Annotated in this window: 22 protein-coding genes; 15 read left to right on the top strand and 7 right to left on the bottom strand. The window is 71.5% G+C overall.

What is annotated here, in order from left to right:
• Positions 1–10: 10 nt before the first annotated feature.
• Positions 11–382: a YciI family protein gene (locus ACZ3II_RS37260; RefSeq protein WP_465524346.1), complete on the top strand. Its 372-nt coding sequence runs from the start codon at positions 11–13 to the stop codon at positions 380–382.
• Positions 370–1,560 (top strand): RNA polymerase sigma factor, encoded by a 1,191-nt coding sequence (locus ACZ3II_RS37255; protein WP_465524344.1) that lies wholly within the window; start codon positions 370–372, stop codon positions 1,558–1,560. Before ACZ3II_RS37260 ends, ACZ3II_RS37255 begins: the two co-directional genes overlap by 13 nt.
• Here the strand turns inward: ACZ3II_RS37255 and ACZ3II_RS37250 are convergent.
• Positions 1,525–3,612 carry a prolyl oligopeptidase family serine peptidase gene (locus ACZ3II_RS37250; RefSeq protein ID WP_465524342.1) on the bottom strand — a complete coding sequence of 696 codons (2,088 nt, stop codon included), beginning with the start codon at positions 3,610–3,612 and terminating at the stop codon, positions 1,525–1,527. The two genes, ACZ3II_RS37255 and ACZ3II_RS37250, sit on opposite strands and share 36 nt — an antisense overlap.
• Here ACZ3II_RS37250 and ACZ3II_RS37245 point away from each other — a divergent pair.
• On the top strand, positions 3,589–3,714 hold the full coding sequence (locus ACZ3II_RS37245) for a hypothetical protein (RefSeq protein WP_465524340.1): 126 nt from the start codon (positions 3,589–3,591) through the stop codon (positions 3,712–3,714). The two genes, ACZ3II_RS37250 and ACZ3II_RS37245, sit on opposite strands and share 24 nt — an antisense overlap.
• 7 nt (positions 3,715–3,721) lie before the next feature.
• On the opposite strand, the gene ACZ3II_RS37240 is transcribed toward ACZ3II_RS37245, so the two are convergent.
• Both ACZ3II_RS37240 and ACZ3II_RS37235 read right to left on the bottom strand, forming a co-directional pair.
• Positions 3,722–4,213, bottom strand: a complete 492-nt coding sequence (locus ACZ3II_RS37240; protein WP_465524338.1) for a transcriptional regulator — start codon at positions 4,211–4,213, stop codon at positions 3,722–3,724.
• 104 nt (positions 4,214–4,317) lie between these two features.
• The gene (locus ACZ3II_RS37235) at positions 4,318–5,082 is read right to left on the bottom strand and encodes a glycoside hydrolase family 16 protein (protein ID WP_465524336.1); all 765 of its coding nucleotides are present in this window, start codon (positions 5,080–5,082) and stop codon (positions 4,318–4,320) included.
• A gap of 130 nt (positions 5,083–5,212) precedes the next feature.
• Here ACZ3II_RS37235 and ACZ3II_RS37230 point away from each other — a divergent pair, with 130 nt between their 5' ends.
• From ACZ3II_RS37230 to ACZ3II_RS37215, 4 genes are all read left to right on the top strand, one after another.
• Positions 5,213–5,674 (top strand): hypothetical protein, encoded by a 462-nt coding sequence (locus ACZ3II_RS37230; protein WP_465524334.1) that lies wholly within the window; start codon positions 5,213–5,215, stop codon positions 5,672–5,674.
• A 180-nt stretch (positions 5,675–5,854) separates the two neighbouring features.
• A complete protein-coding gene (locus tag ACZ3II_RS37225; protein WP_465524332.1) occupies positions 5,855–6,181 on the top strand; it encodes a hypothetical protein in 327 nt (108 codons plus the stop codon).
• A gap of 217 nt (positions 6,182–6,398) precedes the next feature.
• Entirely contained in the window at positions 6,399–6,560 is a 162-nt protein-coding gene (locus ACZ3II_RS37220) for a hypothetical protein (RefSeq protein WP_465524330.1), read from the top strand.
• A 70-nt stretch (positions 6,561–6,630) separates the two neighbouring features.
• Positions 6,631–7,164: a putative glycolipid-binding domain-containing protein gene (locus tag ACZ3II_RS37215; protein ID WP_465524328.1), complete on the top strand. Its 534-nt coding sequence runs from the start codon at positions 6,631–6,633 to the stop codon at positions 7,162–7,164.
• On the opposite strand, the gene ACZ3II_RS37210 is transcribed toward ACZ3II_RS37215, so the two are convergent.
• Together ACZ3II_RS37210 and ACZ3II_RS37205 are read right to left on the bottom strand one after the other, a co-directional pair.
• Positions 7,161–8,444, bottom strand: a complete 1,284-nt coding sequence (locus tag ACZ3II_RS37210) for an aminotransferase class I/II-fold pyridoxal phosphate-dependent enzyme (RefSeq protein ID WP_465524326.1) — start codon at positions 8,442–8,444, stop codon at positions 7,161–7,163. The genes ACZ3II_RS37215 and ACZ3II_RS37210 overlap by 4 nt on opposite strands.
• A 41-nt stretch (positions 8,445–8,485) precedes the next feature.
• Entirely contained in the window at positions 8,486–9,916 is a 1,431-nt protein-coding gene (locus ACZ3II_RS37205; RefSeq protein WP_465524324.1) for an FAD-binding oxidoreductase, read from the bottom strand.
• Positions 9,917–10,057: 141 nt separating this feature from the next.
• Between ACZ3II_RS37205 and ACZ3II_RS37200 the strand changes: the two genes are divergently transcribed.
• A complete protein-coding gene (locus tag ACZ3II_RS37200; protein ID WP_465524322.1) occupies positions 10,058–10,393 on the top strand; it encodes a YnfA family protein in 336 nt (111 codons plus the stop codon).
• 409 nt (positions 10,394–10,802) lie between these two features.
• On the opposite strand, the gene ACZ3II_RS37195 is transcribed toward ACZ3II_RS37200, so the two are convergent.
• Entirely contained in the window at positions 10,803–11,099 is a 297-nt protein-coding gene (locus ACZ3II_RS37195; RefSeq protein WP_465524321.1) for a hypothetical protein, read from the bottom strand.
• A gap of 18 nt (positions 11,100–11,117) precedes the next feature.
• Here ACZ3II_RS37195 and ACZ3II_RS37190 point away from each other — a divergent pair, with 18 nt between their 5' ends.
• The 7 genes from ACZ3II_RS37190 to ACZ3II_RS37160 all read left to right on the top strand — a co-directional run bounded on the left by ACZ3II_RS37190 (position 11,118) and on the right by ACZ3II_RS37160 (position 17,242).
• A complete protein-coding gene (locus ACZ3II_RS37190) occupies positions 11,118–11,489 on the top strand; it encodes a hypothetical protein (RefSeq protein ID WP_465524320.1) in 372 nt (123 codons plus the stop codon).
• Positions 11,490–11,634: 145 nt separating this feature from the next.
• Positions 11,635–12,105, top strand: a complete 471-nt coding sequence (locus tag ACZ3II_RS37185) for a hypothetical protein (protein WP_465524318.1) — start codon at positions 11,635–11,637, stop codon at positions 12,103–12,105.
• The gene (locus ACZ3II_RS37180; RefSeq protein ID WP_465524316.1) at positions 12,102–12,425 is read left to right on the top strand and encodes a winged helix-turn-helix domain-containing protein; all 324 of its coding nucleotides are present in this window, start codon (positions 12,102–12,104) and stop codon (positions 12,423–12,425) included. Before ACZ3II_RS37185 ends, ACZ3II_RS37180 begins: the two co-directional genes overlap by 4 nt.
• 96 nt (positions 12,426–12,521) lie before the next feature.
• Positions 12,522–12,932 carry a helix-turn-helix transcriptional regulator gene (locus tag ACZ3II_RS37175; protein ID WP_465524376.1) on the top strand — a complete coding sequence of 137 codons (411 nt, stop codon included), beginning with the start codon at positions 12,522–12,524 and terminating at the stop codon, positions 12,930–12,932.
• On the top strand, positions 12,929–13,336 hold the full coding sequence (locus tag ACZ3II_RS37170) for a VOC family protein (RefSeq protein WP_465524314.1): 408 nt from the start codon (positions 12,929–12,931) through the stop codon (positions 13,334–13,336). The genes ACZ3II_RS37175 and ACZ3II_RS37170 overlap by 4 nt, the downstream gene beginning before the upstream one ends.
• Before the next feature lie 9 nt (positions 13,337–13,345).
• Entirely contained in the window at positions 13,346–15,688 is a 2,343-nt protein-coding gene (locus ACZ3II_RS37165) for an ATP-binding cassette domain-containing protein (protein WP_465524312.1), read from the top strand.
• Between the two features lie 228 nt (positions 15,689–15,916).
• On the top strand, positions 15,917–17,242 hold the full coding sequence (locus ACZ3II_RS37160) for a hypothetical protein (protein WP_465524310.1): 1,326 nt from the start codon (positions 15,917–15,919) through the stop codon (positions 17,240–17,242).
• Positions 17,243–17,595: 353 nt separating this feature from the next.
• On the opposite strand, the gene ACZ3II_RS37155 is transcribed toward ACZ3II_RS37160, so the two are convergent.
• Entirely contained in the window at positions 17,596–18,381 is a 786-nt protein-coding gene (locus ACZ3II_RS37155; protein WP_465524308.1) for an MBL fold metallo-hydrolase, read from the bottom strand.
• Positions 18,382–18,405 lie beyond the last annotated feature (24 nt).

Raw genomic sequence — 18,405 nt, 5'->3', positions numbered from 1 at the left:
GGAGAGAACAGTGAAATACCTGATCCTGATCCAGTCGAACCCGCAGTCGCTGGCTGTCTGGGAGACGCTGACCGAGCAGCAGCGCACCGACTTCGGCCTCGGGCACCTGCGGCTCACCGAGGAGATGCGCGAGGCGGGCGTGCTGGTGGCCGGCGAAGGGCTGGGCGATCCGGCGCTGGCGACCCAGGTGTCGGTGCGCGACGGCCGGACGATCACTTCCGACGGCCCGTACGCCGAAGTCAAAGAGCATTTGGCCGGCTTCTACCTGATCGACGTCGCGGATCTCGGCGAGGCGGTCGCCTGGGCCGCGAAGGCGCCGGACGCCGCGTACACCCGGGTCGAGGTCCGCCCGGTCCTGGACATGAGCGCATGGGAGATCTGACCGGGCTGCTCCGGGACTGCGCGCCGCGGGTGCTGGCCGCGGTGGTGCGGCGGTACGGCGACTTCGACGCCTGCGAGGACGCGGTGCAGGAGGCGCTGATCGCCGCCGCCCGGCAGTGGCCCGAGACCGGTGTTCCGGAGCAGCCGGCGAACTGGCTGATCACGGTGGCGAGCCGCCGCCGGGTGGAGCTGCTGCGCACCGAGACGGCCCGGCGGCGCCGTGAGGAGGCGGTGCTGCACGAACCCACGCCGGAGGTGCGCGGCGACGACGAGCTGGCGTTGCTGCTGCTCTGCTGTCATCCGGCGCTGAGCGTTCCGGCGCAGGTCACGCTCACACTGCGGGCGGTCGGCGGGCTCACCACCGCGGAGATCGCCCGGGCGCTGCTGCTGCCGGAAGCGACCGTCGGGCAGCGGATCAGCCGGGCCAAGCAGCGGATCCGGGACAGCGGGAGCAGGTTCGCGCCGCCCGGCGATCTCACCGCGGTCCGGCACGTCCTCTACCTGATCTTCAACGAGGGGCACACGGCCAGCTCCGGCGACGCCCTGAACCGGGTGGACCTGACCCGGGAGGCGATCCGGCTGACCCGGCAACTACGCCGGCGTCTCCCGGACGACGGCGAGGTGGCCGGTCTTCTCGCGTTGATGCTGCTCACCGACGCCCGCAGGCCCGCCCGTACCGGCCGGGACGGCACGCTGATCCCGCTCGCCGAGCAGGACCGCACCCGCTGGGACGCCGCCGCGATCGCCGAAGGCGTCGCGATCATCACGGACGCGCTGGCCACAACACCGATCGGCCCCTTTCAGGTGCAGGCCGCGATCGCTGCGGTGCACGGGGAGGCAGCGCGGCCCGAGGACACCGACTGGCGGCAGATCCTTGCGCTGTACGGGCTCCTGCACGCGCTCGCGCCCAGCCCGATGGTCACCCTGAACCGGATCGTCGCCCACGCCATGGTCGACGGCCCGCAAGCCGGCCTCGCCGCCCTGGACCGGGTCGCCGCCGGTCCGGTGCTGGCCCGGCACCACCGGACCGCGGCGGTGCGGGCCCACCTGCTGGAGCGGATCGGTGACCGGGCCGCCGCCCGCGAGAGTTACCGGCAGGCGGCCCGGCTCACGCTGAGCCGCCCCGAGCAGCGTTACCTGGAGTCACGCGCCGCCCAGATGACGCCAGAGGAACTCTAGGGTCAGCGCCCAGTTGGTGGCGCTCTGCTCGTTGTCGGCGGCCGCGCCGTGCCCGCCTTCCACGTTCTCGTAGTACGTGGTGGTGTACCCGTGCTCCCGCAACAGGGCCGCCATCTTCCGGGCGTGCCCGGGGTGCACCCGGTCGTCGCGGGTCGAGGTGAGGAACAGCGACGGCGGGTACGGGCGGTCCGGGCGGACGTTCTGGTACGGCGAGAACTCTCGCAGGAACGCCCAGTCCGCCGGGTCGTCGGGGTCGCCGTACTCGGCGATCCAGGAACGGCCGGCCAGCAGTTTCGTGTACCGGCGCATGTCCAGCAGTGGCACCATCGCGACGATCGCGCCGAACAGCTCCGGGTAGCGGGTCAGCATGACGCCCATCAGCAGGCCGCCGTTGCTGCCGCCGAGCGCGCCCAGCCGGTCCGGGGTGGTGATGCCGCGGTCCACCAGGTCGGCGGCGACGGCGGCGAAGTCCTCGTACGCCCGGAGCCGGTTCTCCCGCAGCGCGGCCCGGTGCCAGGCCGGGCCGTACTCCCCGCCGCCGCGGATCCCGGCCAGCACCCACGTGCCGCCGCGGGCCAGCCAGCCCCGGCCGGTGCGGCCGCTGTAGGACGGCGACATGGTGACCTCGAAACCGCCGTACCCGTACAGCAAGGTAGGTCCGCCGTTGCCGGGACCGGCGACGAAGTACGGCACGCGGGTCCCGTCGGCGGACACCGCGAAGTACTGCCGCACCGTCATCCCGGACGCGTCGAAGAACTCCGGCGCCCGCTTGAGAACCGTCACGTTGCCGCCGACCGTTCCGAGGCTCAGCGTGGCCGGCTGCAGAAACCCCTCGGAGGAGAGCAGGAAGTCGTTGTTGTGGTCCGGATCGGTGTCGACGACCCACGTGTTGTCGAACTCACCGGACGCCCCGGGCATCGGCGCCCGCCGCCACTCCGGGGTGTCCGGGGTGAGGACCTCCATCCGGGTCCGCACGTCGGTCATCGTGACCAGCAGCAGATGGTCACGGGTCCACGTGTACGACAGCAGGGACGTCCGCTCGTCCGGCCGGAACAGCACCGTCGGCTCCACCCGCCCGAACGGGGTGGCCAGCAGCGCCCCCGCCGGGTAGGTCGCGCCGTCGACCGTCCACGGCGAGCGGAGCTGGATCAGTACCCAGTCCCGGTGCACGTCGCAGTCGGCGTCGTCGGGGGCCTCGACCCGCGCCAGCTCCCCGCCGGGCAGGATCCGGTACAGCTCGGTGTGGTAGAAATCGCGCCGCCGGACCGCGAAATCCCGCTCGTACCCCGGCGCGGGATCGTGCACCGCCGTGATCAGGACGTCGTCGTCCTCACCGGCGAAGACCTCCACCGCCTCGGCCAGCGGGGTGCCGCGCCGCCACCGCTTCGCCACCCGGGGATAGCCCGACGAGGTGAGCGAGCCCGGCCCGAAATCCGTCGCCACGAAGATCGTGTCGGCGTCGATCCAACTGACCGTGGTCTTCGCCTCCGGAACCGTGAAACCGTCCTCGACGAAGACCCGCCGCTCCAGGTCGAACTCCCGCACGACCACCGCGTCCGCGCCGCCGCGCGCCAGCTTCACCAGGCAGCGGTCGTACCCCGGGCGCAGCACGACCGCCCCGGACCACGTCCAGTTCTCGTCCTCGGCCCGGTTGAGCGCGCCCACGTCGAGCAGCACGTCCCACTCCGGCTCGTCCCGGCGGAACTGCTCGGCCGTCGTCCGCCGCCACAGCCCGCGAGGGTGGTCGGCGTCGGTCCAGAAGTCGTAGTAGAAGCCGTCGCCGCGCCAGGCCGGCACCGGGATCCGGTCCTTGCTGTCCAGGACCTCCCGGATCTCGTCCTTCAGGCGCGTGAACCCGTCCCCGGACAGCGCCCGCAGCGTCTCGGCGTTGCGCTCGGCGACCCAGGCCGCCGCCTCCGGCGCGTCCAGGTCCTCAAGCCACAGGTAGCGGTCGTCGGTGTCCAGGGCAACCTCCCACGTCGATCCCGTGACGACAATGGTTCCACGCGGCGCGGTACGGTGTCGGCCATGGGAGCACTGAAGCCGTGGCACCTGCTGGTTCTGTCGGTCTGCTGCCTCGGCGTGACCGGTGTCGTGGCGGCGGTCGCCTTCGTCTTCGCCCGCGGCAAGAGCCGCCGGCCACCCGGCGCCTGATCTCCCCTTACGCCGGCGGGCCGGCGATCACCAGGGCGGAGACGGCCAGCCAGCCGATGTGCCAGGCCTGGTCGAGCTCGAAGAGGCCGGTGCCGGGCCCGCTCGTCGCCGGCCCGGACGCCCGCACCACGCCGACGTGGTCGAGATAGCCGCCACGGCCCAGCAGCCGGCCCAGCCGGATCAGCGGGGTGCGCAGGTCGGCGACGAAGTGGGTGACCGCGTTCAGCGCGATCCCGGCGATCAGCCAGCCGGGCTCGAACGGCAGGCGCAGCCACCACCCGGCCGCGAGCAGGAAGATCGTCGTCGTCACGGTCCACGAGGCGACGTGCTTGGCGCAGTGCCAGATGGCCGACCGGCGCACGCAGCCCTCGGTGTCGAGCCCTTTGCCGTACGCCTGGCCGCTGGTCTGCACCCAGTGGTCGCCGATGTAGTGCCCGGCGAGCATCACACCGAACGCCACCGCCGCGATGACCGCCCTGATCAGATCTTCGTCCTGCATTCCGCGGTCCGCCTTCGCCAGCCGAGAGTGCCGTCTCGGGTCAACTCCAGCACCCCGGCGCCGTCATGGCCCCCAAAAGTGTCCGCGCACACGAGTCATGTCCGTCACCTTCCCGGGTGCGCGGACCGGCCGCGGACCCGATGGACGAAGGCGGTCTTGGGGTACGCGGCGGCGTCCGGCGACGGTGGCGCGGTCTCGAACAGGTCCAGCATCAGGATCAGCGGATAGTCCGGGGCCTGGTCGAACCGGCCGACGACGGCGCCGGCGCAGCTGATCTCGGTGCCGTCCGGTCCCCAGGTGACCGACCAGGTGTGCGGGCGGGCGGCGTTCACCGGCACCCGTACCTCGGTCATGTCGGTACGCAACCGGTCGTCGTGGTGCGCCTTGATGCCGAGGCGGGCGGTGACGGTGTCCTCGCCGACGGCGGCGGCGTCGATCTCGAAGACGCAGATCTCGCCGCTGTCGCGCGGGTCGAGTTCGGCGCCGACCAGCCAGGCGGCCAGCATGCAGCCCTCGTCGCGGCTGGCGCTGACGGTCACGTCGACCCGGCCGGCCGCCGGGGCCCAGAGCAGCCGGGAGCCGGTCTCGGTGCGGACGGCCAGGCCGTCCGGGCGGTGCCGGTGGGTGCCGATGCCGCTGCCGAGCGGGCCGGAGAAGACGCCGGTCTGGATGTTGGAGACGCGCAGCGGGGCGTCCTCGGGGCGCCAGTCCGGCTGGTCGGCGTCGATGCGCAGCCGCAGGCCGAGGCTGCCGAGGTCGTAGCGGGCCCGGGACCGGTCCGGAGTGCTCCAGTGCGGCAGATAGTGGTCGATCCAGAGGTCCTGCCGCAGCTCCGGACCGGTGAAATCGTCGGACAGATCAAAAGTCACGCCCCATCTCACCACATGTAGTTGCGGGTCCATGAATATTTACCCAGCGTCACCGGCTCGCGCACGATGTGCGTCACATGTCCGATGGGCCGGAGTGGGGCGGGCATGCGGTACCGGTAGCCTTCCGGCCATGCGAGGAACCCTCACCGCAGCCGTCGCCACCGCCACCATGCTGGTGATATCCGGCTGCGCCACCCCTGGAGATACCGCTGCCCCGGTCGCCACCGCGGCCCCGGCGGTCACCATCAGCGGCCTCGACGAGGCCACCGCGACCACCTGCGGGATCACCGGCTACGCCACGCTCGGTGAAGACGGCTACGACCTCGATGTCGCCACCGGCAAGAAGATCGTGACCGTCGGCAAGCAGTCGAAGAGCACGCTGATCACCGCGAACGTGAACGTCCTCGAACTGGCCGTCCGGCACGCGGAGAGCGCCGCCGGCCAGCCGTCCGAAGCCGGGTACCTCGCCGAGGTCCGCAGCGCCATCCTCAAGGTGCAGACCGTGTGCCAGAACGTGGGCGCCCTCACCGCCAGCATCCAGCAGAGCCCGCACGCGCTCGACAAGGACGCGGACAAGCTCGCCGCCCGCTGACCTCCGGCGATCCCCGGGCCCCCACGGCCCGGGGATTTTTTCGTACCATCCCCACGGCGGATCGGACGTCCGCCGGTTGTTCGGCCGACCGACATCGGCTGTCCGGCCCATGTGAGTTCATGCTCGTGGCCGGTAGGTTCACCGTCCACACGTCCACTGGCGATGGGGGAGTTCGTCCACGTGAACGAGACCGTTCGGGACGCTCTGCGCCAGGTGGAGAGCGCTGCCCGGCTGTACGGCGTGCAGGAGGAAGAGGTCACCGCGTTCCGGGAGGTGCTGGCTCGGCAGCATCCCGGGGATCGGGGCACCTACGCGTGCGCCGTCCTGGACCGGGTGGTGACCGAGATCGCGTACAACCATCGCACCGAATGCGACGGGGAGGACTGCCGGACCTGCGAAGGACTGGGGGAGGCTCTCACGGTGGCGGTCGCCAGCGTCCGGTCGATGATCGCCGACGAGATGACGTGGCGGCGCCGGCAGAACCGAAGGTGGTTCTGGTCCCGCTGACCCGGCTGGATTCCGGGGTTTGCGGGGAGGCAGCCCCCGTCAACCGGGGGCGTCGATTCCCGGCGCGGCGCGATCGTGGTCCCGGTCCGGAGGGCTTCCTGATGCAACTGATCAACTATCTGGGCCCGCTGCACCACGCCGAGCGGCCCGACGTGCAGCACGCCTGCCAGCTGCTCGCCACCTTCAGCGACACCCACCTCTGGACCGCCTCGCCCCGGTGATCGACCGCTACGGCGACCCGACAGCGTGTGGATTTGCGGCGCGTATGACGGCGCAAATCCACACGCTCGATCTTGACGTGCGGGTGATCACCGGGACCCGGGCCGGGCCGCTCGGGATGAAGGCGGCCGCGCCACAGGCCCTGATCGCCGCCGGGTGACACCTTCCGGGGTATTCCTGGCGTGGGTGGTGGCGTGGTGCCAGGATGAGACTCCGGCAAAGGAGGCGTCATGTCCGAAACCCTGACGGCACGGGTCGAAATACGACCGATCCGGCTGCCCACCGGGCCGCTGGCCTGGCAGCGCACCGCCGTGATCGGCACCGAGCTGGTCTTCGCCGAGACCGGCTCGGCCGAGGGCACCGCCGTGGTCACCGGCAGCCGGCCACACACCGTGCGGTGGCGCGCCGAGCTGGCCGAGGACGCCACGGTGACCGGCCTGCACGTCTCCTGCCTGGGCAACGACCTGCACCTGAGCACTGACGACGGGCTCGGCGCTGGCGTGGTCCCGCGGCTCGCCGACTCGCCGGTCTTCGTGACCTGGGCGATCAACCGGCTCGGGCTGACCGTCGAGTCCGGGGCGGTCCGGGCGCCGTCGGTGCGGATCCTGACGCCGTCGCTGGAGGTGGTGACCGGCACGGCGACGTACCACCTGGTCAGCCCGAACCGGCTGCGGATCACCGGGGACGGGCCGGCGGTCACCTACGAGCTCGACGATGCCGGGCTGGTGACGTACCAGCCCGGCAATCTCCGCCTGGTGCGTTAGCCGACGCTCGCCAGCTCGTCGCTGGCGAGCCGGGCCAGCGCCGCCGCCAGCCGGTCGAAGTCCTCCGGGCGGTGCTGCCCGGTCGCGCACAGCCGCAGCCGGGACTGACCCTCGGCGACCGCCGGGAACGGCACCGCCGACGTGTAGATGCCGTGGTCGAGCAGGCGGCGCGCCCACGCGTACGTGCGGACCGTGTCGCCGAGGATCACCGGCACGATCGGCGTCGCCGTGTTGCCGCTGTCCAGGCCCAGGCCGTCGATCACCGACCGGAGCCGGGCCGCGTTCGCCCACATGGTGGCCAGGTGCTGCGGCTCGTCCACGATCACCCGCAGCGTCTCGCGGATCGCGGCGGCGTTGCCCGGGGTCATCGCCGACGAGAACATGTACGGCGCCGACCCGTGCTGCAGATACGTGATCATCCCGCGGGAGCCGGCCACGAACCCGCCCCCGGACGGGAACGCCTTCCCCAGCGATCCGGTCATGATGTCCACGTCCCGCGGCTCGACCCCGGCGTGCGCGGCGGTTCCCCGGCCCTCCGGGCCCAGCACCCCGACCGCGTGTGACTCGTCGACCAGCAGGAACGCCCCGTACCGCTGCTTCAGCGCGACGATCTCGGCCAGCGGCGCGATGTCGCCGTCCATCGAGTAGACGCCGTCGACGGCGACCAGCACCCGCGACCCGGCGTGCTCCGCCAGCAGGTCCGCCAGGTGTGCGGTGTCGTTGTGCCGGAACTTGACCACCCGCACCCCGGCCAGCCGGCAGCCGTCCAGGATGCTGCGGTGGATCAGCTCGTCGACGATCGCCACGTCCCGCTTGCTGAACAGGGCGGAGATCGCGGCGAGGTTGGCGTCGTACCCGCTGGAGAACAGCGCGGCGGCCTCCGAGCCGACGTGCGCGGACAGCGCACGCTCGGTCTCCAGGTGCAGTTCGATGGTGCCGGTCAGCAGCCGCGCGCCGCCGGTCGTGGTGCCCCAGCGCTGCGCCGCCTCGGTGGCCGCCGCGACGATCCGCGGGTGCCCGTTCAGGCCCAGGTAGCCGTACGTGGAGAAGAGCAGCAGCTCCTCGCCGGCGAACCCGCTCGCCGCGGTGGCCCGGGCGTCCAGCGGCAGACTGAACGTGTAGAGGTTGGCCGCGCGGGCGGCGTCGATCCGCTCCAGCCACCCCCGGGCCGGGTCGATGTCGAGGAGGCCGCCGGGCCGGACGTCGTCGGCGTACCGCTGATCGTCCGGGTAGGCCACGAACGGGTTGTCAGCGAAGGCGCGGATGCGGTCATGGTTCACGAGGCGTCATAACGGTTGCGGCCGGGGAGTCCTGAGGTTTTCTACAGCGGGTACGCGGTCCGGAACCGCCGGCCCGGGTCGACGGCGGCCCGCACGCGGCGCAGACGGTCCAGGTGCCGGCCGTGATAGCGGACCGGTTCGGTGGGGCCCGGCTCCAGGTAGTTGACATAGCGCCCGGACGACCACGGCGCGACCGCCCGGTGCCCGGCGTCGATCCAGCCGTACCCGTCGGCGACCGACGCCGGGTCCGCCGCCGCCGGCTCGACCAGCCACTGCAGCATGGCGTGCGCGCCGTGCCACGGGAACGCCGTCGCGTCCGCCGCCACCCGGGCCGGCGCGCCCGTCATCCGCTTCAGCTTCGCCAGACCCGGCCGTCGCATCGCGGCCCGCTGCCGTACCGCCGCCAGCAGCGCCTCGACCCCCGCCGCGGGCAGTGGCCGGTCGAAGATCTCACTGCCGATCAGGTGCGTGCCACGTCCGGTGCCGCCGGCGCGGTCCCGCAGGACGTCGGCGTGCGGCTTGCGGCCGATCGTGGCGGACGTGGGCTCCCGCCCGGTCAGCCGGGCCAGGGCGGCCACCTCACCGTGGGCGTCGGCATCGAGGACGAAACCACTGATGCGTACGGACAAAGCGCCCACCCGGTCCGCCGCGAACTGGCACGTCGACCAGGCGTTGTCCGGCGCGCCCGCGCCCCACGCCTGCCATCCGGCCGCCACCGCGGCCGCGTCCGCCCACGGGTACACCAGCACGAACGTGCCCGTAGACCCGGCCGGATGGGTACGCATCCGCCACGACGTGACCACGCCGAACCGGCCGCCCCCGCCGCCGCGCAACGCCCAGAACAGGTCCGGCTCCCGGGCCGCGTCCACGGTCCGGAGCCGGCCGTCGGCGGTCACCACGTCGGCGGCGACGACGGTGTCACAGGTCAGGCCGTACGCGGAGGCGGCCGCGCCGATCCCGCCGCCGCAGGTGATTCCGGTGACCCCGACCGTGCCGCACGAGCCGGCCGGGATCGACACTCCGTACCCCGCCAAGCCGTTGTAGACGTCGATCAGCAGCGCGCCGCCGCCGATCGTGGCGGTGCGGGTCGCCGCGTCGAAGCCGACCGCCTTGAGGGCCCGCACGTCCAGCACGATCCCGGACGAGGTGGTGGAGGCGCCGACGTACGAGTGCCCGCCGCCCCGCGGCACGATCGGCACCCCCAGCCTGTTCGCGAACGCGACACTCTCCACCACGTCCGTGGGTGTCGTGCAGCGCACCACCGCCGGCGGCCGGACCCGGTCGAAGCGTGGCGAGAACAGTTGCCGCCCTCGGTCGTAGCCCGCACTCCCGGGCCGTTCCAGCGTGCCGTCCAGCCCGCCGGCGAGCGCCCGCCAGTCCGCCTCGCTCGGCTCCCCGCCGGGTTTCCCACCCCGGGGCGTCACCGCTCCGATCAACCCGGCACCGAGCAGCCCTCGCCGCGACAATCCCATTCCGAAACCATGACATAACGCCCAGGCGATCCGTCGCTTGTCACGCTCACCGTCACCCGCGGCCCGCCCGATGCCGCCTCCGGCCGCACCCGCTCCCCACCTGCGGTCCGCGTCCGGCTCGCGCGCGGTAGCGTGCCCGGCGTGCTCGTGATCCGTTCGCTGCTTCTGTTCGCGCTGGCCGCCGTCGCCGAGATCGGCGGGGCCTGGCTGATCTGGCAGGGCCTCCGGGAGAACCGTGGACTCCTCTGGATCGCCGGGGGAGTGATCGCGCTCGGCGCCTACGGTTTCGTCGCCACCCTGCAGCCCGACCCGAACTTCGGGCGGATCCTCGCCGCGTACGGCGGAGTGTTCGTCGCCGGCTCCCTGGCCTGGGCGATGGTCGTCGACCGGTTCCGGCCGGACCGCTGGGACCTGATCGGCGCGGCCATCTGCCTGGTCGGCGTCGCCGTCATCATGTACGCCCCGCGCCCCACCTGATCAGCGTTTCTCCTCGGCGGCGACCCCATGGAGCTGCTTGTGGCCGCGCCTCCATCTCGGCGGCCAGCCGGTCCGCCTCCGCCCGGTCGTCGAACCGGCGCACCACGAACCGGTTCCCGTTGTCGTCCTGCCGCCAGACCACCCATCGCGCACCGTCCACGCCGCCATCGTGCCGCTCCCTCCTGCCAGGCGCACCCCTCCCGGGGCCGATCATGGGAGTTGCGACCGGACCGGTCCAGGCAGGTCTGTCCCCCCAGGGTCTCGATGGCTGGGGCCCCGCCGCATCGATCCGCCGGGGACTCGACGCGGGCGCGCGAGGAGGACGAGCAGAAGTCCCCGGTCCGCCCGAAACTCACAAGATCGCCGCGATTGTCGTAGGCGGTGGGCGGGCGGGGCGGGAGGCGGTGGGTTATCGGCGGTCGGCGAGGGCGTAGGAGACGGCGGCGGTCGCGGCGGACACGGCCAGAACCGATGGCCACGGGCCGATCCGCTTCGCCAGCGGGTGGGACAGGGCGAACGCCCCCAGGTACGTCGCGGCCAGCGCGGTCGTGGTGGCCGGACCGGTGCGGCGGGCCCACTCGCGGCCGGCCAGCAGGCCGCCGGCGGCCAGGACGGCCCCGCCGAGCGGGCGGTTACCGGTGCGGCGGGCGGCCTGCCACCCTCCGATCAGGGACGCTGCGGTGATCGCCGCGGTCGGTACGCGCATGCCTGCACACTATCGGACGTGTCCCGTCGTAGCCTTCTCGTCTTCGCCGCCGTCTCCGTGCTCACGACCGCTGTCGTCACCTGGTCGGTCGCCGACATCCTGTACGACATCAGCCTGCCCCGCTGCACCGCCGGCCGCCGGGTGTCCAGCTGCGGCGGCGACGACGGCTGGCACGGTGTGTCGTCCCTGCTCAGCGCGCTGCTCATGGTGCCCGCCGTGTTCACGCTCGCCGGCTCGTACCTCTATCTCAGCTCCCGCCTGGTCCGCGCGGCCAAGGCCCGCCGCCGCGGCGCCCTGCGCGCCGCGTTGCGGCTGCGTTTCGCGATGACGTTCCTCGCGGCCGCCGCCATCTCCCTGCCGGCGACCCTTCTGGTCCGCGCCCACCTCTGACCGGCGTACGGGTGACCGAACGGCCCGCCGCGCCCTCACCGCGGCGGTCCCGCTCACTCGGACAGGCCGATCTGGAAAGTACTTGCCTACAAGGAAAGTGCGGGCTACTTTCCTTGTAGGCAAGTATGTTCCGAAGGAGGAAGCAATGGACATCCCCCCGATCGACGCCGAGATCGCCCTCGCCGAGATGCGCGCCCGCCGCGAGCAGGTGGTGGAGACCAGCCTCGTCCCAGGGTGGTACTGGTCGGCCATCGGTGTGCTGATGGTGCTGTTCGTCGCCAGCGTGGAGAGCGAGGTCGGCTGGGTGATCGCGGTCGGCTCGGTCGCGTACACCCTAGGATTGAGCGCTGTGATCATCGCCGTCGTCCGGAAGGCTCGCGTGCAGGTCCGTCCGGACCTGATGGGCATTCGTGGCGCCGTGGCCATCGCGGCGTTCGCGCTGGGTCTGGTGGCTGTCGGGCTCGCGCTCGGGTTCACCCTCGAGGCGTTGTCGGCGCCGTTCCCCGCGACGTCGGCGGTCGTGCCGGTGGCGCTGGCGCTGACCGTCGGCGGGCCGCGTCTGATGTCCTATCTGCGGCGGCTGATGCTGTCCCGGCCGCTGGCGGGTTCGCGGTGAGTCCCGAGCCGCGCTTCGACGAGCTGATCCACGCCCCGACCCGGCTGTCCCTGGTCAGCCTGCTCGCGGCGACCGAGTGGGCCGATTTCAAGTTCCTCCGCGACAGCCTCGGGATGTCCGACTCGGCCCTGTCCAAGCAGCTCACGACCCTGGAGGAGGCGGGTTACGTGGAGATCCGCAAGTCCTTCGTCGCCAAGCGCCCGCGCACGTCGGCGAAGCTGAGCCCGCACGGCCACACCGCGTTCGCCGCGCACGTCGCCGCTCTGCAGGAGATCGTCGCCCGCGCCGGCCTGGCCGTCCTTCCCGACCAGGTCCACTGACTCATCGAGACGCTCACCGCGGCACCCCGCCGGTGAGCCGGCGGAAGCGCTAGGCTGCGGTGCGTGGCCGACCAGCGACTGCGGGAACTCGTGCTGATGCGGCGGGTGCGGGACCGGATCGACCGGGACTACGCGCAGCCGCTCGACGTCGAGGCGCTGGCCCGGCACGTGCACCTCTCGGCCGGGCACCTGAGCCGGCAGTTCAAGGCGGCGTTCGGCGAGCCGCCGTATCAATATCTGATGACCCGCCGCATCGAACGGGCGATGACCCTGCTGCGGCGCGGCGACCTGAGCGTCACCGAGGCGTGTTTCGCGGTCGGCTGCTCGTCGCTGGGCACGTTCACCACCCGGTTCACCGAGCTGGTCGGCATCCCGCCGGGGGAGTACCGGCGCCGGGTCGCCGGTGAGGTCGCCGGGCTGCCGGGTTGCGTGGCCAAGCAGGTGCTGCGACCGGTCAGGAATCGAGAAGCCGGGCCGCCGCGGACGTTCCTAGCATCGTCGGCATGAGCATTCACATCCACTCCGCGTTCCTGCCCGCCGACGACCCGGACAAGTCCCTCGAGTTCTACCGGGACGGCCTCGGTTTCGAGGTACGCCTCGACGTCGGGTTCGGTGACATGCGCTGGATCACCGTCGGCCCGCAGGGTCAGCCGCAGACCTCGATCGTGCTGCAGCCGCCGGCCGCCGATCCGGGCATCACCGACGCCGAGCGCCGTACCATCGCCGAACTGATGGCCAAGGGCAGTTACGCCGGGATCGTGCTGGCCGCGACCGACCTGCAGGCGACGTTCGACCGGCTGGCGGCGTTCGGCGCCGAGGTGGTCCAGGAGCCCGCCGACCAGCCGTACGGTGTGCGGGACTGCGCCTTCCGCGACCCGGCGGGCAACATGATCCGCATCAATCAGGTCTGAGGGGAACACATGACGGCTCTTCGCTCGATCCGCGTGCACGGCGCCCGGGTCAACAACCTCAAGGACGTGCGCGTCGAGATCCCGAAACACCAGCTGACGGTGTTCACCGGGGTGTCCGGCTCGGGGAAGAGCTCGCTGGTGTTCGGCACGATCGCCGCCGAGTCCCAGCGCCTGATCAACGAGACGTACAGCGCCTTCGTCCAGGGTTTCATGCCGACCCTGGCCCGCCCGGACGTGGACGTCCTGGAGGGCCTGACCACGGCGATCATCGTCGACCAGGAGCGGATGGGGTCCGACCCGCGTTCCACGGTCGGCACCGCCACCGACGCGAACGCGATGCTGCGGATCCTGTTCAGCCGGCTCGGCGACCCGCACATCGGCTCGCCCCAGGCGTACTCGTTCAACGTCGCCTCGATCTCCGGCGCCGGCGCGGTGACGCTGGAGAAGAACGGCGCCCAGGTGAAGGAACGCCGGTCGTTCAGCATCACCGGCGGCATGTGCCCGCGCTGCGAGGGCCGCGGCAACGTCAACGACTTCGACCTGACCGAGCTGTACGACGACACGAAGTCGATCAACGAGGGCGCCATCTCGATCCCCGGTTACAGCATGGACGGGTGGTACGGCCGGATCTTCCGCGGCTGTGGCTTCTTCGACCCGGACAAGCCGATCGGCAAGTACACCAAGCGCGAGCTGAGCGACCTGCTCTACAAGGAACCCACCAAGATCAAGGTCGACGGCATCAACCTGACGTACGCCGGCCTGATCCCGTCGATCCAGAAGTCGTTCCTGTCCAAGGACGTCGACGCGATGCAGCCGCACATCCGCGCCTTCGTGGAACGGGTGATCACCTTCACGGTCTGCCCCGAGTGCGACGGCACCCGGCTCAGCGAGGCCGCCCGTTCCTCGAAGATCCGCGGGAAGAGCATCGCCGACGCCTGCGCGATGCAGATCAGCGATCTGGCCGCCTGGGTCCGTGAGCTGGACGAGCCGTCGGTCGCGCCGCTGCTGGAGAAGCTGCGGCACACCCTGGACTCGTTCGTCGAGATCGGCCTCGGGTACCTCTCCCTGGACCGGCCGGCCGGCACCCTGTCCGGCGGCGAGGCCCAGCGCACCAAGATGATCCGGCACCTCGGGTCCGCGCTGACCGACGTCACCTACGTCTTCGACGAGCCGACCATCGGCCTGCACCCGCACGACATCCAGCGGATGAACGAGCTGCTGCTGCGCCTGCGCGACAAGGGCAACACGGTCCTCGTCGTCGAGCACAAGCCGGAGGCGATCGCGATCGCCGACCGCGTCGTCGACCTCGGCCCGGGCGCCGGCACCGCGGGCGGAGAGATCTGCTTCGAGGGTACGGTCGACGGCCTCCGCGCCAGCGACACCATCACCGGCCGGCACCTCGACGATCGATCGAAGATCAAGGCTTCGGTACGGGTCTCCGACCGCAGACTGGAGATCCGCGGCGCGGCCACCCACAACCTGCGCAACGTGGACGTGGACATCCCGCTCGGCGTGCTGGTCGTGGTGACCGGGGTGGCCGGGTCCGGCAAGAGCTCGCTGATCCACGGCTCGGTGGCGAAGCGGGACGGCGTGGTCGCGATCGACCAGACGGGCATCCGCGGGTCCCGGCGGAGCAACCCGGCCACGTACACCGGCCTGCTCGAACCGATCCGCAAGGCCTTCGCCAAGGTCAACGGCGTGAAACCGGCGCTGTTCAGCGCGAACTCCGAGGGCGCCTGCCCGACCTGCAAGGGCGCCGGCGTCATCTACATGGACCTGGGCATGATGGCCGGGGTGTCGACCCCATGTGAGGAGTGCGAGGGCAAGCGCTTCGAGGCGTCGGTCCTCGAATACAAGCTGGGCGGCAAGGACATCTCCGAGGTCCTGGCGATGCCGGTGACCGAGGCGGAGGCGTTCTTCGCCGCCGGTGACGCCAAGCTGCCGGCCGCGCACACCATCCTGAAGCGGCTCGCCGACGTCGGGCTGGGCTACCTGACCCTCGGCCAGCCGCTGACCACGCTGTCCGGCGGCGAGCGGCAGCGGATCAAGCTCGCCACCCACATGGGCGAGAAGGGCGGCGTGTACGTCCTCGACGAGCCGACCACCGGCCTGCACCTGGCCGATGTCGAACAGCTGCTCGGGCTGCTCGACCGGCTCGTCGACGCGGGCAAGTCGGTGATCGTCATCGAGCACCACCAGGCCGTGATGGCGCACGCCGACTGGATCATCGACCTGGGCCCGGGCGCCGGTCACGACGGAGGCCGGATCGTCTTCCAGGGCACCCCGGCCGAACTGGTCGCGGCCCGTTCCACGCTCACCGGAGAACACCTCGCCGAATACGTCACAGCGTGACCAGACCGATACCGATCGGTGCCGTGATATTGAACACCTGAAATGGATGATCGGCCGGAACTCATCGGTCGAACGGGGGAATTGCCCTGGTCAGGAAGTGGTAAAGCAACGCCGGAGGTCCCCGAACGGGGAAAAGGGTGCGCGGGCCTTTGATCGATGGTCCTACACTCGGCAATCCGCGGCACGGGGGAGTGTCGCGGTAGCCCCCTCGAATGGAGATTCTCGCGCATGAAGCGCTTCCTGGCCGGCGCCGTAGCCGGTGTCACCACCCTGACCCTCACGGTCGGGTGCGCGAACCAGTTCCAGCAGCTCGAGCCCAAGCTCGAACTCAAGAAGGCCGCTGAGAACCTGGGCGCGTCCGGCAAGGCCGGCTTCACGCTGAAGGCGGGCGGCAACGTCGAGGACCTCATCGCCTTCGCGAAGAAGGAGTCCGGCACCGGCGCGGACGCCTTCGACGCCGAGGACGCCGACATCCTCCGCAAGATCTACAACTCGTCGTTCACCCTGGCCTGGGACAAGGCCGGCGACGGCATCGAGGACGACCGGGCACTCTTCAACGCCACCGTCGACGGCGTCACCGGCGCCGAGGTCCGGGTCGTCGACAAGATCGCGTACTTCAAGGTGCCGGTCAACGAGCTGGTCACCAAGTTCGGCGGCACCAAGGCCGACATCGACGACATCCGCAAGGAGGTCGGCACCGCGATCCCCGGCGTCGACGCGCTCCTCGACGGCGGCTGGGTCTCCATCTCCGCCGACGACGTGACCAAGTTCGCCGAGGGCACCACCGGCGTCAACCCGACCGCCAGCGTCGACCCGGCGCAGCAGGAGAAGATGGTCGGCGAGTTCAAGGCCAGCGCGGAGAACCTGCTCGAGAGCGCCGACATCGTCCGCGACGAGAAGGACAAGACCCACCTGATCGTCACCACCTCCACGGTGAAGGCGTTCAACGAGGGCAAGCGCCTGCTCGACGCGATCGCGGCGATCGCCCCCAAGGAGACCGGCGAGATCCTCAAGCAGGCGACCTCCGAGCTCGCCAAGGAGACGCCGGCCGACAAGCCGATCGTCCTCGACCTGTGGATCGACAACGGCAACTTCAAGGCGTTCGAGATCAACCTGCTGCAGTTCGACGCGGGCAACACCGGCCGCGCCAGCCTGCGCGTCGAGATCGCCACCGGCGCCGACATCAGCGCCCCCGGCAACGCCACGAAGCTCGACGTCCAGAAGATCGTGGAGGCCATGGGCCAGTCCGGCCCCGCCGCCGGCGGCATCGGCAGCGGCTCCCTGCCCGGCGGTGTCCCCGCCAGCAGCACCGCCAACATGGCGGAGAGCTGGGCGGGCCTCCTCGGCTCGAAGGCCCTGATCGGCGCCCTCAGCGACGGTGGCAAGCCGGCCGCCGCCCTGCCGAAGGCCGCCGCCGACTTCAACATGCCCGGCACCACGGTCAAGATCGTTCGCCCCGGTGTCGCCCAGGTGACCTCGGGTGCATCCGTGGCCTGCCTGACCCTCCCGGCCACCACGTCCGGTGAGCCGAAGGTCGTCGCCGGCGCCTGCTGACGCAGCGTTCCCGAGAAGCCCGGCCTGCCCCTTACGGCAGGCCGGGCTTCTGCGTTCCCGGGGAGAGGTACGCCCGAGCGTCACGCAGCTCGCCGCTTGTCCGTGTTGGTTTTGGGTGCGCATAGCGGCTGAAGTCCACACGCCGGGGTGGGCGCGTGTGCTGCGTGTTGGTTTTGGGTGCGCATAGCGGCTGAAGTCCACACGCCGGGGTGGGCGCGTGTGCTGCGTGTTGGTTTTGGGTGCGCATAGCGGCCGAAATCAACACGCGGGGTGGGCGGTTGGGGTGCGGCTGAAGCCGACACGCGGGCTGGGCGCGTTCGTGTGTGGAGTTGGGGTGCGGATGACGGCCGAAATCAACACGCGGGGGTGGGGGTGGGGAGCAGTGCGGGGTCGTGGGCGTTGACGATGGTCAGAGCCGGGTCAGCGGTGGACCACAGGGCGGCCAGGCGGGTGTGATTCGCGGCGACCAGGCGGCGGTCGTGGGCGATCATCCGCTCCGACAGCACCAGCGGGCGCGGGGCGCGCGTCACGCCGTCGATCTGGCCGCGGTGGTAGAAGGCGTCGCCGGCGTGCAGGATCCAGCGGTCGCCGGCGTCGACGGCGACCGCCGCGTGGCCGCGGGTGTGCCCGGGCAGCGCGATCAGGGCCACCCCGGGCCGGATCTCGGTGGCGGCGGCGAAACCGCGCCACACGGCACCGGACTCGGGGTGGTGTTCGACGAGGTGGGGGCCGTGTTCGCGCTGGGCCGGCAGGTAGCGGTAGCGCTCGTTGCGGGTGCGGGGATGCCGGGCCGCCTCCGACTCGGTCGCTGTCACGTGCACCCGGGCGTGCGGGAAGTCGGCCAGGCCGCCGGTGTGGTCGGCGTCGAGGTGGGTGAGCACGATGTCGCGTACGTCCGACGGGTCGTGACCGAGCGCAACCACCTGCCGCACCGCCGTCTCGGCCTCCCGCAGCACCGGCCGGATCAGGAACCGGGCCGCGCCGACCCGCCGGGCCGGCGCGGCGACGTCGCGCAGGCCGAACCCCGAGTCGACGAGCAGCAGCCCGTCCCCGGTCTCCACCAGCAGCACGTGGCAGACCAGCCCGCCCGGCGTGAACGCGGGGCGCATGGTGCCACAGTTCAGGTGACGCACCTTCATCGTGCGGATGGTAGAGGGATGGAA

Source organism: Actinoplanes sp. NPDC019969 (assembly GCF_055562375.1).
Note: the sequence above shows the minus strand (reverse complement) of the source record. Positions and strands in the feature narration are given on the sequence as shown.

Coding starts and splice junctions, on each gene's coding strand:
- ACZ3II_RS37155 (WP_465524308.1), bottom strand. CDS start 18,381: ATGAAGGTGCGTCACCTGAACTGTGGCACCATGCGCCCCGCGTTCACG.
- ACZ3II_RS37170 (WP_465524314.1), top strand. CDS start 12,929: ATGAGCATTCACATCCACTCCGCGTTCCTGCCCGCCGACGACCCGGAC.
- ACZ3II_RS37165 (WP_465524312.1), top strand. CDS start 13,346: ATGACGGCTCTTCGCTCGATCCGCGTGCACGGCGCCCGGGTCAACAAC.
- ACZ3II_RS37215 (WP_465524328.1), top strand. CDS start 6,631: ATGTCCGAAACCCTGACGGCACGGGTCGAAATACGACCGATCCGGCTG.
- ACZ3II_RS37245 (WP_465524340.1), top strand. CDS start 3,589: ATGGGAGCACTGAAGCCGTGGCACCTGCTGGTTCTGTCGGTCTGCTGC.
- ACZ3II_RS37175 (WP_465524376.1), top strand. CDS start 12,522: ATGCGGCGGGTGCGGGACCGGATCGACCGGGACTACGCGCAGCCGCTC.
- ACZ3II_RS37195 (WP_465524321.1), bottom strand. CDS start 11,099: ATGCGCGTACCGACCGCGGCGATCACCGCAGCGTCCCTGATCGGAGGG.
- ACZ3II_RS37185 (WP_465524318.1), top strand. CDS start 11,635: ATGGACATCCCCCCGATCGACGCCGAGATCGCCCTCGCCGAGATGCGC.
- ACZ3II_RS37240 (WP_465524338.1), bottom strand. CDS start 4,213: ATGCAGGACGAAGATCTGATCAGGGCGGTCATCGCGGCGGTGGCGTTC.
- ACZ3II_RS37230 (WP_465524334.1), top strand. CDS start 5,213: ATGCGAGGAACCCTCACCGCAGCCGTCGCCACCGCCACCATGCTGGTG.
- ACZ3II_RS37255 (WP_465524344.1), top strand. CDS start 370: ATGGGAGATCTGACCGGGCTGCTCCGGGACTGCGCGCCGCGGGTGCTG.
- ACZ3II_RS37205 (WP_465524324.1), bottom strand. CDS start 9,916: ATGGGATTGTCGCGGCGAGGGCTGCTCGGTGCCGGGTTGATCGGAGCG.
- ACZ3II_RS37160 (WP_465524310.1), top strand. CDS start 15,917: ATGAAGCGCTTCCTGGCCGGCGCCGTAGCCGGTGTCACCACCCTGACC.